The sequence below is a fragment of the Pseudomonas sp. WS 5412 genome, assembly GCF_012985615.1.
Classification (GTDB): domain Bacteria; phylum Pseudomonadota; class Gammaproteobacteria; order Pseudomonadales; family Pseudomonadaceae; genus Aquipseudomonas; species Aquipseudomonas shahriarae.
Window position 1 is genome coordinate 124994 of the sequence record NZ_JAARMB010000015.1, and the last position, 14730, is coordinate 139723.

Below are 14730 nucleotides of genomic sequence, written 5' to 3' on the forward strand. Positions count from 1 at the left end.
GCGTGCTCGTATAGGGTGACGCTTTTGCTCACAGGAACCCACGCTCATGCTTCGTCTCAGCGCGTTGTATCGGTACCCCTTGAAGTCGGGCAAGGCAGAGACCTTGTCGCATATCGGCCTGGATAAACTCGGGCTGGACGGGGACCGACGCTGGATGCTGGTGGACGAGGCCAGCGGGCGATTCCTGACCCAGCGTGCCGTGGCGCAGATGAGCCAGCTGTCGGCGTTATGGAATGCCGCAGGTGGCCTGACCTTGAGCGCTGCTGGCCTGCCCACCCTGGATGTGGCGTTACCCGGCGCCGATGCCGAGCTGCGCGGTGTCACCATCTGGCGCGACACCCTGCGGGTCCCGGACGCCGGTGCTGAGGCCGCCGATTGGGTCAGCCAGTTCATCGGCAAACCGACACGCTTGGTGCAAGTCCCGCTGGAGCGCGCGCGCACCACGGCGGCCGGCTACGGCAAGGACGATGACCAGGTGGCGTTCGCCGACGGTTTCCCCTTGTTGCTGATAGGCCAGGCGTCTCTCGACGACTTGTCGCAACGCGTCGGCCGGCCCATGGAAATGCTGCGCTTTCGCCCCAACCTGGTGATCGAAGGCAGCGAGGCTTTTGCCGAGGATGGCTGGAAGCGCCTGCGCATTGGTGAGGTGGAGTTCCGGGTGGTCAAGTCCTGTTCGCGGTGCATCCTCACCACCATCGACCCGGCGACCGGGGAGCGCAGTGCCGATCGCCAGCCGCTGGCGACCCTGGAAACCTACCGCAAACAGCCCGATGGCGTGATGTTCGGCCAGAACCTGGTCAATGACGGCGCGGGCCGCCTGGAAGTCGGCATGCCGGTGACGATCCTCGAATAACCGTCGCCCATGAAAAATGCCCGCCTCTTGGGAGGCGGGCATTTTTTTGTGCGCGGGAAAAGCTTAGCCGCGGTATTCGCAGAGGTAGGCAGTGTCCACGGCCACCTTGAGCTGGAACTTGCTGTCGGCAGGCACATTGAACTGGCTGCCGGCGGCGAAGGTTTCCCAGGCGTCGCTGCCAGGCAACTTGACGGTGAGCGCGCCCGAGACCACGTGCATGATTTCACGCTGGGCCGTACCGAATTCGTATTCACCCGGAGCCATCACGCCGATGGTCGCCGGACCTTCAGGGGTGCCGAAGGCGATCGACTTGACGGTGCCGTCGAAGTACTCATTGACTTTGAACATGGGCGAATCCTCGAAAAAAGGGGCAAGAAAGGTCGGCCAGTATGCCTTCTACACGGGCAAAATCAACGGCAGCAAACGCGCGGTATTGCGCGCATCTTCCAGTGCCCGGTGTTGCTGGCCGTTGAACTGCATGCCCGCCAGTTGCAAGGCGCCATTGAGCCCCAACGGCTTGTCCAGGCGTCGGGCCTTGGCGAAGCGCTGCTTGAGGTTCACATGGGGTGTCTGGCTTAGCGCGCTGGCCAGGCCATGGCGCTGCCACTCCAACTCCAGTTGCTGGCGATCATAGTCGCCCCAGCTGGCCCAGCCTTCCAGGCGCGGATGATGCTGGCCCAGCCAGCGTTCGAACAGCGGCCAGACCTCGGTCAAGGGCGCTGCGCTGTCGATACTGGCCTGGCTGATGTGCGTCAGCTGGCGGCAGAACGGCGTCAACAACGGGCGGCGCAAGGGCCGCACGAAGCGCTGGAAATGGTCCAGCTCGCGGCCCTGGCGGTTGACCAGGCTCACGCCGATTTCGATGATTTCCATCTCCGACACGGGCCAGCCGCCGTCATCCGTTGTGGCTTCAAGATCAATAATCAGCCAATGAGGCATCGCAGGTTCCCGTACTCATCCCTTTCTGATGGGGATAGAGCGTAGCCAAGCCTGGTAGTTCCGCCCAGGGCTACTCGATCTGCAGCAATACCTGGCGATTGCGCACTTGATCACCGGCGCTGACGTGAATGGCCTTGACCACCCCGTCGATGCCCGCTTTGAGCGGATGCTCCATTTTCATCGCTTCGAGCACCAGCAGCAGTTGGCCCTTGCTCACCACATCCCCTTCGCGCACCTGCAGCAGGGTAATGGCACCGTCCATCGGCGCCTTGACCGTGCCGCTGCTGGCGGGCGCGTCACGACTGGCCACGGTTTGCGTCTGGTTGCTCACGCACAGGCTGGTGCCGGCATTCAACAGCCAGAGCTGGGAGCCTTGCAGGTGATAGGCAATCCGCCGCCGAATGCCGTTGATCACCAGGCTGGCCCAGCGTCCGTCGCTGTCGAGGAGGTGGATGTCGATGTTGCCGACTTGCAGATGATCCTCCGCCAGTAAGCGGGCGCTGACCTCATGGCGGTGCTCATCGACGCCCAGGCGGTAGGTCCAGGGCACGCTGGCATTGTTGCGCCAGCCTGCCAGGGCCGGGCCATGCACTGCCGCGCTGTGCCGATAAAACAGGGCGGCGGCCAGAGCAAGGTCTTCTTCGCTGACGGCAGGGCGGGCAATGTCACTGAAGTGTTCGGCAATAAATCCGGTGCTGAAATCCGCCGCGACAAATTGCGCATGCCCCAGCAGGTCCACCAGTAACCGCTGATTGCTGGGGATCCCCAGCAGCACGCAGTCCTGCACCGCCCGCAGCAGCTTGCGCCGGGCCTCTTCGCGGGTAGCGCCATGGGCGATGATCTTGCCCAGCATCGGATCATAGAACGGGCTGATGCGCTGCGGGGTTTGCAATCCATGATCGACCCGCACCCCGGCCGCCGGCTCCCAGCGCAACACCTCGCCAGTTTGTGGCAAGAAACCCTGGGCCGGGTCTTCGGCGTACAGGCGCACTTCCATGGCATGCCCGCTCAGCGTCACCTGGTCCTGGCGCAAGGGCAGGGGCTGGCCGGCGGCGATTTGCAATTGCCAGTCCACCAGGTCCAGGCCGGTGATCAGTTCGGTGACCGGGTGCTCCACCTGCAGGCGGGTGTTCATTTCCAGGAAATAGAACCGCCCGCTCCGGTCCAGCAGGAACTCCACAGTGCCCGCGCCGACATACGCCACTGCGCGTCCGGCCTTGAGCGCCGCTTCGCCCATGGCCTGGCGCAGTTCGGTAGTCATGACCGGGCAGGGTGCTTCTTCGATGACCTTCTGATGGCGGCGCTGGACCGAGCAATCACGTTCGCCCAGGTAGATCAGGTTGCCGTGGGCATCGCCGAACAGCTGGATTTCCACATGGCGCGGTTCGATCAGCGCCTGCTCCAGAATCAGTTCGTCGCTGCCAAAGGCATTCAGGGCCTCGGAGCGTGCGGTGTGCAGTTGTTCGAGCAACTGCGCCGGCGCGTGTACCAGGCGCATGCCGCGTCCGCCGCCGCCGGCACTGGCCTTGATCATCAGCGGGTAGCCGATGCGCTCGGCTTCGCTCTGCAGGGTGGCGTCGTCTTGCGCGCTGCCCTGGTAGCCGGCGATGCACGGCACCCCGGCGTCGAGCATGGCGATTTTTGACAGGCGCTTGCTGCCCATCAACTCGATGGCGTCGGCGCTGGGGCCGATAAATACCAGGCCGGCGGCAATGCAGGCCTTGGCGAACTCGGGGTTCTCCGAGAGAAAGCCGTAGCCGGGGTGGATCGCATCGGCGCCGGTCAGGCGTGCGGCATCGAGGATCGCCGGGATGTTCAGGTAGGACTGTTGCACCGGGGCGGGGCCGATGTTCACCGCTTCGTCGGCCATTTGTACGTGCAGGGCGTTGGCGTCGGCTGCGCTATAGACCGCCACGGTGCGGTAGCCCAGGGCTTGGGCGGTGCGCTGGATTCGGCAGGCGATTTCGCCGCGGTTGGCGATCAGTATTTTATTGAAACTGGGCATTTTGGGTCCCTGTTTGATTGGTTGCGCAGGCGCTGGCTTGCCTGCGATTGCATCACCTCGGTATCCCTGACAGACCCAGGTGCCCGCATCGCAGGCAAGCCAGCTCCTACAGGGGATGTGGCGTTTTCAAGATCAACTCACCCACCTGGCCTTGCGCTTCTCGACAAACGCCCGCGTCCCCTCAATGCCTTCTTCCCCGGTCACCGCCTCGGCAAACCAATCGGCAGCCTGATCCAGCAGCAGCTCCAACGGCTGATCCAGGCTCTGGAGCAACAACGCCTTGGTTCGCGCATTGGCGCGCGGTGCACAGCGCAATACCTGCCCCAACACCTCATCCAGGCGCTGCGCCAATCCTTGGGGGTCATGCTCGACAAAATGCACCACCCCCAGGCGCTGCGCCTCGACCCCGTCAAACCGCGCCGCAGTCAGCGCCAGGCGCCGGGCCTGGGTCAGGCCGATGCGCCGCACCACAAACGGTGCGATCTGCGCCGGCAGCACGCCGAGACTGGTTTCTGGCAAGCCGAACTGTGCCTGGTGGTCGGCAATGGCGATGTCGCTGACACACGCTAGGCCAAAACCGCCGCCCAGCACCGCGCCCTGCAACACCACAATCACCACTTGGGGCAGGGCTTCGACTTCTTGCAACAGCGCGCCAAACACCCGGTTCAAATCACGCAAGCCTTCGCGGCTGCCCGCGCGGCTCATGTCCTTAACATCGGCGCCCGCACAGAAGTGCCCGCCAGCGCCACTGATCACCAATGCCCGCACCTGCTCGTCACGGGCGACATCCGTCAGCACGGCGCGCAGTTCGCTGACCATCTGCACGCTCATGGCATTGCGGTTCTGCGGGCGGTTGAGGGTGATGTGCAGCACGCCGTTGTGCGGCTCCAGCAGCAAGGTTTCACAGGCGTTCACGACTTTTTCCCCGGCAGCGTACCCATCAGTTTGCAGATGATCCCCAGCATGATCTCGTCGGCGCCGCCGCCAATCGACACCAGGCGCACATCACGATAGGCACGGGCCACCGGGTTGTCCCACATAAAGCCCATGCCACCCCAGTACTGCAGGCAGCTGTCGCTGACTTCGCGGCCCAGGCGCCCGGCCTTGAGCTTGGCCATCGAGGCCAGCCGCGTCACGTCCTGGCCCTTGAGGTATTGCTCGGTGGCCTGGTAGACCAGGGCGCGTAGGCATTCGATCTCGGTGGACAGTTCGGCCAGGCGAAAGTGGATCACCTGGTTGTCGATCAGGGCCTTGCCGAAGGTCTGGCGCTCCTTGCAGTAGGCGATGGTGCTGTCGACGCAGGCCTCCAGGCCCTTGATCATATTGGCCGCGCCAAATAGCCGTTCTTCCTGGAACTGCAGCATCTGCATCATGAAGCCCGCGCCTTCATGGCCGATGCGGTTGCGCTGGGGCACGCGCACATCATCGAAAAACACCTGGGCGGTTTCCGAGCTGTGCATGCCGAGCTTTTCCAGGGGCGGGCTGACGCTGATCCCGGGGGTGTTCATCGGCACCATGATCAGTGACTTGTTGATATGCGGCTTGCCGTCCGAGGTGTTGGCCAGCAGGCAGATAAAGTCGGCGCTGGGGGAGTTGGTGATCCACATCTTGCTGCCGTTGATCACGTAGTCGTCGCCGTCCTTGCGGGCGTGGGTTTTCAAGCCGGCCACGTCGGAGCCAGCGCCGGTTTCCGAGACGCCGATGCAACCCACCTGTTCGCCGCTGATGGCCGGGCGCAGGAATTCGTCGCGCAGTTCATCGGAGCCAAAACGTGCGAGGGCCGGGGTGCACATATCAGTCTGCACGCCGATGGACATCGGGATGCCGCCACAGCGGATGGTGCCGAACTCTTCGGCGGCGACAATCGAGTAGCTGTAGTCCAGGCCCATGCCGCCGAACTTTTCAGGCTTGGAAATGCCCAGCAGGCCGAGGTCGCCGGCCTTGCGGAAAATCTCGTGGATGGGAAAGCGCCCGGCTTTTTCCCATTCGTCGACGTGGGGGTTGATCTCGCGCTCGACAAAACCCCGTACAGTACGGCGCAGCTCTTCGTGTTCCTGGGTGAAGATCATTTTTATTGTTCTCCTGATCGTTAAAAGCGCGCGGCGCCAAAGCTGTTGGGTTGCAATTGGCGCACCTGGGCTTGCTGGCAGATATCCAGCAGGTAGCCCAGCAGCGTGCGGGTGTCCCGCGGGTCAATCAGCCCGTCGTCCCACAGGTTGGCGCTGCCATACAGGGCCGTGGACTGGCTATCGAGTTTCTGCGCGGTGACCTGCTCGAGCATGTCGAGCACCTTGGGGTCGGGCACCAGGCCGTCTTTCAACTGCTTGGCCTCGGTGACAATGCGCAGCACCTTGCCGGCCTGGGCGCCGCCCATCACGGCGGTGCGGCTGTTGGGCCAGGCGAAGATAAAGCGTGGGTCCAGGCCACGGCCGCACATCGCATAGTTGCCGGCGCCGTAGGAACCGCCGACCACCACCGTGAGCTTGGGCACCCGGGCATTGGCCACCGCCTGGATCATCTTCGCGCCGTGCTTGATCACGCCTTGTTGCTCGGATTCGGTGCCCACCATAAAGCCGGTGGTGTTGTGGAAAAACAGCAGCGGCGTCTGGCTCTGGTCGCACAGCTGGATAAATTGCGCGGCCTTGCTCGCGCCCTTGGGCGTGATCGGGCCGTTGTTGCCGATAAACCCGCAGGCCCGGCCCTGGATGTGCAGGTGGCCGCAGACGGTGTGGGGATCGAACTCGCCCTTGAACTCCAGGAAGTTGGAGCCATCGGCGATACGCGCGATGATTTCCCGTACGTCATAGGGCTTTTTCGGGTCCGAGGGGATCAGGCCCAGCAGCTCTTCAATCGGATACAGCGGCTCGACATAGGCCCGCGCCGGCTGGGGTGGCAGCCGGTCGTCCCAGGGCAGCAGGCTGACAATCTCGCGCACGATGCGCACGCCGTCGGCGTCATTTTCCGCCAGGTATTCGGCGGTGCCGGCGGTTTGCGCATGCATCTGGGCGCCGCCCAGTTCCTCGTCCGTCGCCACTTCGCCGGTGGCGGCCTTGAGCAGCGGCGGGCCGGCCAGGAACAGCTTGGCCTTGCCGCGCACCACCACCACGTAATCCGAAAGCCCCGGCTGATAGGCACCGCCGGCGGTGGCCGAGCCGTGCACCACGGTGATCTGCGGCAGGCCCATGGCTGACATCCGCGCCTGGTTGGCGAAGCTGCGCGCGCCTTCGACGAAAATCTCCGCCGCGTAATTAAGATTGGCGCCGCCGCTTTCGGCCAGGGTCACCACCGGCAGTTTGTTCTCCATGGCGATCTGTTGCAGGCGCAGGGATTTTTTCAAGCCGCTGGGGGAAATCGTCCCGCCCTTGATTGCGCTGTTGTTGGCCACCACCAGCAGGCGCACGCCGCTGACATAGCCGATACCGGCAATCAGCCCGCCGCCGGCCGCGCTGCCATCCTTGTCGTCGTGCAGCTTGTAACCGGCCAGGCTTGCCAGTTCGAGGAAGGGCGCACCGGGGTCGAGCAACAGGTTGAGGCGCTCACGGGGCAGCAGTTGGCCGCGTTTGTCGAACTTGCCCTTGGCCTCGGCGGCCTTGTCCAACAGGTTCTGTTCCAGTTGGCGCAGATGATGGATGGCGGTGAGCATGGCCTCGCGGTTCTGTGCGAACTGCGGGCTGTGGGTGTCGAGTAGGGAGTCGATGACCGGCATGGTTTATTGGCCCTCCTTGAGCACATCCGGCAGGTAGGCGCGGTGAAAACCATTGAACGACGGGCTCGGCGGCTGCGCCTTGTGCAGCGGCCAGGCTCGGCTGCCCAGGCTGGCGGCGCCGTCGATGCGCAAGGTGCTGCCGCTGACGAATGCGGCGGCGGGGCTGAGCAGGAACACAATCGCCGCACTGACTTCCGATTCGGTGCCAATGCGCTTGAGGGGCACATGCTCGCGCAGGGTCGGGATCACCGCCTTGAACGCGCCTTCGTAGGTGTCCATGCCACTGGAGGCGATCCAGCCCGGCGCCACTGCGTTGACCCGCACCCCGGCGTAACCCCATTCGAACGCGGCGGTCTTGGTGAAGTTGTCCATCCCCGCGCGCGCTGCGCCCGAGTGGCCCATGCCGGGCATGCCGCCCCACATGTCGGCCAGCATGTTGACGATGGCACCGCCGTGCTTGCTCATTGACTGATTGAACACTTCCCGCGCCATCAAGAAACCGCCCACCAGGTTAGTACGCATTACGGTTTCAAAGCCTTTTTGATTGATCGACGCCAGGGGCGAGGGGTATTGGCCGCCGGCATTGTTCACCAGACCCTGGATCGGCCCGTGTGCCTCGATGATCTGGCTGACCAGCGCCTTCACCGCTTCTTCATCGCGGATATCACAGGCGTGCCAGCTGGCGTGGCCGCCGTCTTCGGTAATTTCCTGGGTGACCCGTTGCAGCTTTTCCGGCTTGCGCCCCACCAGCACCACATGGGCGCCGAGTGCCGCCAGTTCATGGGCGGTGCAACGGCCAATGCCGCTGCCGCCACCGGTGACGATAAGGGTCTGCCCCTGGAACAGGTCGGCTTTGAAGATCGAGTCGAAGGCCACGGCGAGAGTCCCTTAGGTGAGTTGATCGGCGATGTGGCGGGGCACGGCAATCGGGATTTCCAGCAGTTGCTGGGCGAAAGCCTTGCCTTGTGGGTCGATGCGCAGGCTGGCGATACCGCCGCCGCCCAGGGCGTTTTCGAGGAGGAAGTTGAGGCTGTGGCTGCCCGGCAGGTACCAGCGCTCGACGCGCCCGTGCAGCGGGTCGAGTACATGGCTCATCCAGTCGACGATCACCTCTGGGGTCAGTGCTTCGGCAATCCATGGCAGGTATTCGGGCCGGCGCGCGATTACGCCAATATTGCTGTGATTACCCTTGTCCCCGGAGCGCGCCACGGCCAGCTTGACCAGGGGCACACTGGCCTCGGCGTGGCCTTCGGGTTTGGGCGGGTCGAGGGGCGCGTGGGGCGTACTCAGGGCGGCCGTGGCAGGCAGTTCGCAAGGGTGGGATTGCCCCTGGAAGTCGACGCTCAGGCGGCACGCGCTTTTGTCGATCAGGAACGAAAACAGGCGGATCAGTGGATACACCGTGGGCCTGCCGCCGACAATGCCGGTCAGGCCCGGCGTCATGCCGGTGGCCGCCTGGGCGATTTCCCGGGCGAACAGCACCAGGGCCTGTTTGCTTGGGTGACGCACCGCCAGCTTGAGCACCACTTCGCGACAGTCCTGGCGCCGGGCATGGGCGCCGTAGGTGGCCTCACTGCCGAGCAACTCGATGCTGACCTCGGTATAGGGTGCCCACCCGCGCTGGCTGAACAACTGCGAGGTCTTGTTGATGATCGCCTGGCCGACCCGTTCGGCCTTGGCCACCGCGTCGATGCCGGCCAGCAGGCAACTGGCGGTACAGCGGAAACCGTCGGGGTAGGTGGCACTGACTTTGTACTGGTCGGTGGGTGCCAGCCCTTTGGCACCGCGCAGACGCACGCGGTTTTCGCCTTGTTGCTCCAGCGTGACCTGGCTGAAGTCGCAGATCACATCCGGCAGCAGGTAGGCGCGTGGGTCGCCGATCTCATACAGCAGTTGTTCGGCGACGCTCAGTTCGCTGATCAGGCCGCCTGTGCCCGGCACTTTGCTGACGGTGAACTGGCCGTCGGCACTGACCTCGACAATCGGGAAACCGATGTGCTCGTAGTCCGGCACCTCGCGCCAATCGGTGAAATTGCCGCCGGTGCACTGCGCGCCACATTCGATGATATGCCCGGCCAGTGCGGCCTGGGCCAGGTGGTCGTAGTCCTGCCACCCCCAGTTGAATTCATGCACCAGGGCCGCGCTGACCACTGCGCTGTCCACCACGCGCCCGGTGATGACGATATCGGCGCCCAGTTGCAGGGCCTGGACGATGCCCGGCGCGCCGAGGTAGGCATTGGTCGACACGCACATCGCCGGCAAAGGCGCGCCGCTGAACATATCGCTGATGCCCTGCAGTTGCTTGAACTGCGGTTGCAGGTCATCGCCCAGCACTACGGCGATTTTCAGCGGCACCCCGGCCTGGTCGCAGGCGGCCTGCAAGGCGGCGGCGCAGGCCTGGGGGTGGATGCCGCCGGCGTTGCTGATCACCCGGATGCCCTGGCGCTGGATATCACCGAGCAACGGCGCCAGTACTTCGACGAAATCCAGGGCGTAGCCGGCCTGGGGGTCTTTCATGCGCGCCCCGGCGAGGATCGACAGGGTGACTTCGGCCAGGTAGTCGAACACCAGGTAGTCCAGCGCGCCGCCTTGCACCAACTGCGCGGCGGCGGTGCAGGTGTCGCCCCAGAATGCACTGGCGCAGCCGATACGAACGGTCTTGTTCATGGGACGTCCTTCTCTGCAAAATCGCTGGGTCGAGACTACCAAGCAAGCGCTTGGTTTGTAAACTGTGTACACAACTTATGCCCAAGCGCTTGCTTGGGTGGCTGCCACGGCCTAAATTGCCGGCCATGACGCAATCAAAGTAGTTGAGGAGAGCAGCATGGATGAGCAAAAAGCCCTGGAGGTGATGCGCACCATGGTGGACGGCGGGCAACTGACCGACCCCGACAGCGCCCGGGGCAAGCTGCTGCAGACCGCGGCTCACCTGTTTCGCAACAAGGGCTATGAACGCACCACCGTGCGCGACCTGGCCAGTGCGGTGGGAATCCAGTCCGGCAGCATCTTCCACCACTTCAAGAGCAAGGACGAAATCCTGCGGGCGGTGATGGAAGAAACCATCCATTACAACACCGCGATGATGCGCGCCTCCCTGGCCGAGGCGAGCAGCGTGCGCGAACGGGTGCTGGCGCTGATTCGCTGTGAGTTGCAGTCGATCATGGGCGGCAGCGGCGAGGCCATGGCGGTGCTGGTGTATGAATGGCGTTCGCTGTCGGCAGAAGGGCAGGCCCAGGTGCTGGCATTGCGCGATGTCTACGAAGAGATCTGGTTGCAGGTATTGGGGGAGGCCAAGCAGGCTGGGTATATCAAGGGTGATGTATTTATCACTCGGCGTTTCCTGACCGGGGCGCTGTCGTGGACCACGACCTGGTTCCGCGCCCAGGGCAGCATGACCCTCGAGCAATTGGCCGATGAAGCATTGCTGCTGGTGCTGAAGGCGGATTAGGCGGGTAAAGCAAGCGATTTAATTGTCGGGCCGGAAGTTGTCTCCCCGGACAAAAACGCCTAGCTTAGCGAGATCCAGATTTTGAACGGTGCGTGCCTGATGTTTTCGCCATTGCGGCTGGCTGCAGGATTAACAGTATTGGCAATGGGCACCTTGTGGCAGGCGCAGGTTTCGGCGGCCCAATTGGTACGGGTCGGTGCTGCGCATTTTCCACCGTATACGGTGCGCCCGGAGCAGGGCGCCGACAGCGGGCTGCTCCCGCAATTGCTGGAAGCGCTGAACCGTGCGCAGCGCGAGTACCAGTTTGTGCTGGTACCCACCTCCATTCCCCGGCGTTTTCGTGATTTCCAGCAGGGCCGGGTCGATATGGCCATCTTCGAGAACCCGCAGTGGGGTTGGCAGGATATCCCCCATACCAGTGTCGACATGGGCCTGGAGGACGCCGAGATATTCGTCACCCAGCGCCAGACCGGCCGCGACCAGGGCTATTTCACCGATCTGGCGGGCAAGCGCCTGGCGGTGTTCAGCGGTTATCACTACGCCTTCGCCAACTTCAACCCCGACCCCAAGGCCATGGCCACGCAGTTCAACGCCACCTTGACCTATTCCCATGACAGCAACTTGCTGATGGTGACCCGTGGCCGCGCGGATATCGCCCTGGTCACGCGTTCCTACCTGAGTGACTTTATGGTGCGCAATCCCGACACCGCCGGGCAGTTCCTGGTGTCGGAGCGCATTGATCAGGTGTACCACCACTACGCTTTGCTGCGGCCCAAGGCGGCGATCAGCGGCCCGGCGTTTGCCGCATTGCTCAAGGATCTGCGCGACAGCGGCGAGCTGTTGAAGATCTTCGAACCGTACCGCATTGATGTGCTGCCGGTAGCTGACGCACCCTGATCCGGGTAACGCCCGCTTAAATTTTTGCTGCTGGTTCACGTCACTTCGTCTAACTGTCGACGATTATCGTGAGCCCCCTCCATGCCCAATCCCCAAGACTTGTCAGTCCTGCCACTCCCGGCAGGGCCTGCCCTTAACGCAGACGAAAGCGATGGCCGCCTGACCCTGACTCTCGCTGGCCAGCCGCTGGTGCGCCTGCGCCTGGCGCGCGGCGAAGAGCTGCACCTGCAGTTGCAAAGCCCCGGTGAGGTGCCGTCGGTGCAGGCCTTGTGGGCCGCTTGTTACTGGCTGTTTGCCCGTGAGCCTGAGCGCCAGCAACTGGTCTGGCACCTCGAACACGCCCCTGACGAGGCCCTGCGCAGCGGCCTGCTGCTGGCCACGGATGTGGCAGGGCAGTTCCGTTGCGAGCGCACTCTGTTCTGGCAATTGCCACAGCCGTGGTTGGGCCAGCCTGTGAGTGGCGCTTATCCGCAGCAAATGATCCTCAGCAATGGCAAGCGCCATCCGGTGCGTGCGCCCAAACCGTGCGGCGAAGTCTACCGACGTTTCGACGCGCGCCTGGGCGCGTGGATTTCACTGCGTACGCTGGAGATCGACGTGGACCTGGCCCGCTTCAATCGCTGGCAGAACAGCGCGCGGGTCGCCAGTTTCTGGCAGGAAAGCGGCAGCCTGGAGCAGCATCGGGACTATCTGGAGAAGCTTGCAGCTGACCCACATGCCTTGACGCTGATCGGTTGTTTCGACGATGAGCCGTTTGCCTATTTCGAGGCGTATTGGGCCAGGGAGGATCGCATTGCGCCGTTCTATGAGGTGGACGATTACGATCGGGGCATCCATATGCTGGTGGGGGAGGAGCACCACCGCGGGCCGCACAAGGTGGCCAGTTGGCTGGCGGCGCTGGTGCACTACCTGTTTCTCGACGACCCGCGCACCCAGCGGGTGGTGGCGGAGCCCAGGGCCGACAACGCGAAGATGATTGGGTATATGCAGAACCAGTGTTTCCACTGCGAGAAGGAGTTCGATTTCCCCCACAAGCGCGCGGCGCTGATGATGCTGGGGCGGGAGCGGTTTTTTGAGCGGTGTGGGTTGGCCTGAGACCTTGGGGGCAATGAATATCAACTGTGGGGGCTTGTGTGGGAGCGGGCTTGCCCGCGATAGCGGTGTGTCAGCCACTGGATTGACTGGCTGATCCAATGCCATTGCGGGCAAGCCCGCTGCCACACAAGCTCATGCCTCATTGCAATGGCGTGGTGCTCAGACCCGTCGGGCAAACGTATCGCTATGGGTCCCCGAAACCTTACGGCAGTGCACCAACGCATCACGGATCATAAAGTTGACCAGCGTTGGCGACACCCCCAGTTCCTTGGCGATGTCCTTTTGCGGCACGCCATGCAGGCGGTACATCTCGAACGCGTAGCGCGTGCGCTGGGGCAGCTCTGTCAGGGCGTCGGCGATGTTTTCCAGGGTGGAAAAATTGATGTGCGAGGTTTCCGGTGAAGCGCCATGAATAACCACATTCAAGCCTTCCTCTTCCGTCCCGGAGTACTTCAGTTCCAGGGCCTGTTTACGGTAGTGGTCGATAGCCAGGTTACGCACGATCTGGAACAGGTAGCTCAGTTGAGCCTTGAACGATGAGGTGATCTGCGGGGCCGATTGCAGTCTGAAGTAGGCGTCCTGCACCACGTCTTCGGCACGGGAACGGCAGCCGGTAATGCGCGCCGCGATCTTGACCAGGATCAGTCGATTATCGACAAACGCCTGGAGTAACGGTGAATCGCACCTGCTTGTGGATACTTGTTCCGTCATGGAAATCACCTTGCTGCAAATATGGTTAGTGGAGGGCATCCCTGCTGAGGCCTCCTACACATCGGGCAACAAATTATGCTTAATGATAATGATTGTCAAATGAGAAGTGGAACTAATCTTATACCGAAATACAAACTGTGAGGCGCTTCTCTTTGTATGCCGGCCCTGGCAGGCAGACTAATTATTTTGCCGGGCCATCCGTTCTCATTGGTGACAGGCCAGCCAACACGCCGGCCATGGATTTGCACCCGGAGGAGGACGACATGCGTTTCTATCGCGAGAACCCAGCGATCCAGGCAGGGGTGGTCTGAGATGAGCACGTCGACCCGCTTGCGCCTGTTTTGCCTGCCCTATTCGGGCGCCAGCGCCATGTTCTACAGCCGCTGGCGTCGGGCACTGCCGGAGTGGTTGCAAGTGCGCCCGCTGGAGTTGCCGGGGCGTGGCATGCGCATGGACGAGCCCTTGCAGCGCGATATCAAGGTGCTTGCCGCGCAGTTGGCGGATGAGATCAGCGCCGAACTCGACGGCCCTTACGCCTTGTTTGGCCATAGCCTGGGCGGTTTGCTGGCTTTCGAGCTGGCCCATGCCCTGCGCGAACGCGGGCTGCCTGCACCCCTGGCGCTGTTTGCTTCGGCCACCGCCGGCCCGGCGCGACGGGATGTCAGCGAATACGCCATTGAAAAAGACGACACCCAACTGATCGAGCGCCTGCGCAAGCTCAAAGGCACGCCCGAAGACGCGTTGACCAACCGCGAATTGATGCAATTGACGCTGCCGATCCTGCGCGCCGACTTCCTGTTGTGCGGCAGTTTCCAGTATGGCGAGCGCGAGCCGTTGTCGATGCCGATCCATGTGTTTGGCGGCAAGCAGGACGACGTGCGCGCCGACGAATTACTCGACTGGCAGGAAGACACCGCCAGTGGTTTCTCCCTGGACATGTTCGAGGGGCACCATTTCTTTCTGGTGCAACAGGAAAGCTCACTGTTGCGCTGCCTGCGCCGCTACGCCGACGAACACTTGACCCGCTGGCGCCATAGCGCTGCACGGCGGGCGGCCCTGGCGACCGGCTGAACACG

General features: G+C 63.2%; 14 protein-coding genes. 5 read left to right on the plus strand and 9 right to left on the minus strand.

The features are described 5' to 3' along the window. The first annotated feature begins 46 nt into the window (after positions 1-46). Positions 47-853 carry an MOSC domain-containing protein gene (locus HBR94_RS19540; protein ID WP_115127863.1) on the plus strand — a complete coding sequence of 269 codons (807 nt, stop codon included), beginning with the start codon at positions 47-49 and terminating at the stop codon, positions 851-853. Positions 854-916: 63 nt separating this feature from the next. On the opposite strand, the gene HBR94_RS19545 is transcribed toward HBR94_RS19540, so the two are convergent. The 8 genes from HBR94_RS19545 to HBR94_RS19580 form a co-directional block, all read right to left on the minus strand. Then, positions 917-1201: a pyrimidine/purine nucleoside phosphorylase gene (locus HBR94_RS19545; RefSeq protein WP_032862771.1), complete on the minus strand. Its 285-nt coding sequence runs from the start codon at positions 1199-1201 to the stop codon at positions 917-919. Between the two features lie 48 nt (positions 1202-1249). Further along, positions 1250-1792, minus strand: a complete 543-nt coding sequence (locus tag HBR94_RS19550; RefSeq protein ID WP_057439153.1) for an exonuclease domain-containing protein — start codon at positions 1790-1792, stop codon at positions 1250-1252. Positions 1793-1862: 70 nt separating this feature from the next. Beyond that, positions 1863-3797: an acetyl/propionyl/methylcrotonyl-CoA carboxylase subunit alpha gene (locus HBR94_RS19555; protein ID WP_170045401.1), complete on the minus strand. Its 1935-nt coding sequence runs from the start codon at positions 3795-3797 to the stop codon at positions 1863-1865. Between the two features lie 132 nt (positions 3798-3929). Next, positions 3930-4712 (minus strand): enoyl-CoA hydratase-related protein, encoded by a 783-nt coding sequence (locus HBR94_RS19560; protein WP_170045402.1) that lies wholly within the window; start codon positions 4710-4712, stop codon positions 3930-3932. Beyond that, the gene (gene atuD / locus HBR94_RS19565; protein WP_120732415.1) at positions 4709-5866 is read right to left on the minus strand and encodes a citronellyl-CoA dehydrogenase; all 1158 of its coding nucleotides are present in this window, start codon (positions 5864-5866) and stop codon (positions 4709-4711) included. The genes HBR94_RS19560 and atuD overlap by 4 nt, the downstream gene beginning before the upstream one ends. Before the next feature lie 20 nt (positions 5867-5886). Then, on the minus strand, positions 5887-7503 hold the full coding sequence (gene atuC, locus HBR94_RS19570; RefSeq protein WP_170045403.1) for a geranyl-CoA carboxylase subunit beta: 1617 nt from the start codon (positions 7501-7503) through the stop codon (positions 5887-5889). A gap of 3 nt (positions 7504-7506) precedes the next feature. After that, positions 7507-8379 carry an SDR family oxidoreductase gene (locus tag HBR94_RS19575; RefSeq protein ID WP_170045404.1) on the minus strand — a complete coding sequence of 291 codons (873 nt, stop codon included), beginning with the start codon at positions 8377-8379 and terminating at the stop codon, positions 7507-7509. Between the two features lie 12 nt (positions 8380-8391). After that, entirely contained in the window at positions 8392-10170 is a 1779-nt protein-coding gene (locus HBR94_RS19580) for an acyclic terpene utilization AtuA family protein (RefSeq protein ID WP_170045405.1), read from the minus strand. Between the two features lie 157 nt (positions 10171-10327). Here HBR94_RS19580 and HBR94_RS19585 point away from each other — a divergent pair, with 157 nt between their 5' ends. The 3 genes from HBR94_RS19585 (at position 10328) to HBR94_RS19595 (ending at position 12943) form a co-directional block, all read left to right on the plus strand. Next, positions 10328-10951, plus strand: coding sequence for a TetR/AcrR family transcriptional regulator (locus HBR94_RS19585; protein WP_057439148.1), 624 nt, complete (start codon positions 10328-10330; stop codon positions 10949-10951). A gap of 99 nt (positions 10952-11050) precedes the next feature. Next, positions 11051-11848 carry a transporter substrate-binding domain-containing protein gene (locus tag HBR94_RS19590; RefSeq protein WP_170045406.1) on the plus strand — a complete coding sequence of 266 codons (798 nt, stop codon included), beginning with the start codon at positions 11051-11053 and terminating at the stop codon, positions 11846-11848. A gap of 81 nt (positions 11849-11929) precedes the next feature. After that, the gene (locus HBR94_RS19595) at positions 11930-12943 is read left to right on the plus strand and encodes a GNAT family N-acetyltransferase (RefSeq protein ID WP_169960755.1); all 1014 of its coding nucleotides are present in this window, start codon (positions 11930-11932) and stop codon (positions 12941-12943) included. Between the two features lie 159 nt (positions 12944-13102). Here HBR94_RS19595 and HBR94_RS19600 read toward each other — a convergent pair whose 3' ends face one another. Beyond that, complete coding sequence (locus HBR94_RS19600; RefSeq protein WP_029298131.1) at positions 13103-13654, minus strand: RNA polymerase factor sigma-70; 552 nt, start codon at positions 13652-13654, stop codon at positions 13103-13105. 312 nt (positions 13655-13966) lie between these two features. On the opposite strand from HBR94_RS19600, the gene HBR94_RS19605 reads away from it, so the two are divergent. Next, entirely contained in the window at positions 13967-14725 is a 759-nt protein-coding gene (locus HBR94_RS19605) for an alpha/beta fold hydrolase (RefSeq protein ID WP_057439146.1), read from the plus strand. Positions 14726-14730: the final 5 nt, after the last annotated feature.

What these genes read in the sequence shown, in the direction of transcription:
- HBR94_RS19605 (WP_057439146.1), top strand. Translation starts at nt 13,967, where the DNA reads ATGAGCACGTCGACCCGCTTGCGCCTGTTTTGCCTGCCCTATTCGGGC.
- HBR94_RS19600 (WP_029298131.1), bottom strand. Translation starts at nt 13,654, where the DNA reads ATGACGGAACAAGTATCCACAAGCAGGTGCGATTCACCGTTACTCCAG.
- HBR94_RS19540 (WP_115127863.1), top strand. Translation starts at nt 47, where the DNA reads ATGCTTCGTCTCAGCGCGTTGTATCGGTACCCCTTGAAGTCGGGCAAG.
- HBR94_RS19590 (WP_170045406.1), top strand. Translation starts at nt 11,051, where the DNA reads ATGTTTTCGCCATTGCGGCTGGCTGCAGGATTAACAGTATTGGCAATG.
- atuC (WP_170045403.1), bottom strand. Translation starts at nt 7,503, where the DNA reads ATGCCGGTCATCGACTCCCTACTCGACACCCACAGCCCGCAGTTCGCA.
- HBR94_RS19595 (WP_169960755.1), top strand. Translation starts at nt 11,930, where the DNA reads ATGCCCAATCCCCAAGACTTGTCAGTCCTGCCACTCCCGGCAGGGCCT.
- atuD (WP_120732415.1), bottom strand. Translation starts at nt 5,866, where the DNA reads ATGATCTTCACCCAGGAACACGAAGAGCTGCGCCGTACTGTACGGGGT.
- HBR94_RS19585 (WP_057439148.1), top strand. Translation starts at nt 10,328, where the DNA reads ATGGATGAGCAAAAAGCCCTGGAGGTGATGCGCACCATGGTGGACGGC.
- HBR94_RS19580 (WP_170045405.1), bottom strand. Translation starts at nt 10,170, where the DNA reads ATGAACAAGACCGTTCGTATCGGCTGCGCCAGTGCATTCTGGGGCGAC.
- HBR94_RS19555 (WP_170045401.1), bottom strand. Translation starts at nt 3,797, where the DNA reads ATGCCCAGTTTCAATAAAATACTGATCGCCAACCGCGGCGAAATCGCC.
- HBR94_RS19550 (WP_057439153.1), bottom strand. Translation starts at nt 1,792, where the DNA reads ATGCCTCATTGGCTGATTATTGATCTTGAAGCCACAACGGATGACGGC.
- HBR94_RS19545 (WP_032862771.1), bottom strand. Translation starts at nt 1,201, where the DNA reads ATGTTCAAAGTCAATGAGTACTTCGACGGCACCGTCAAGTCGATCGCC.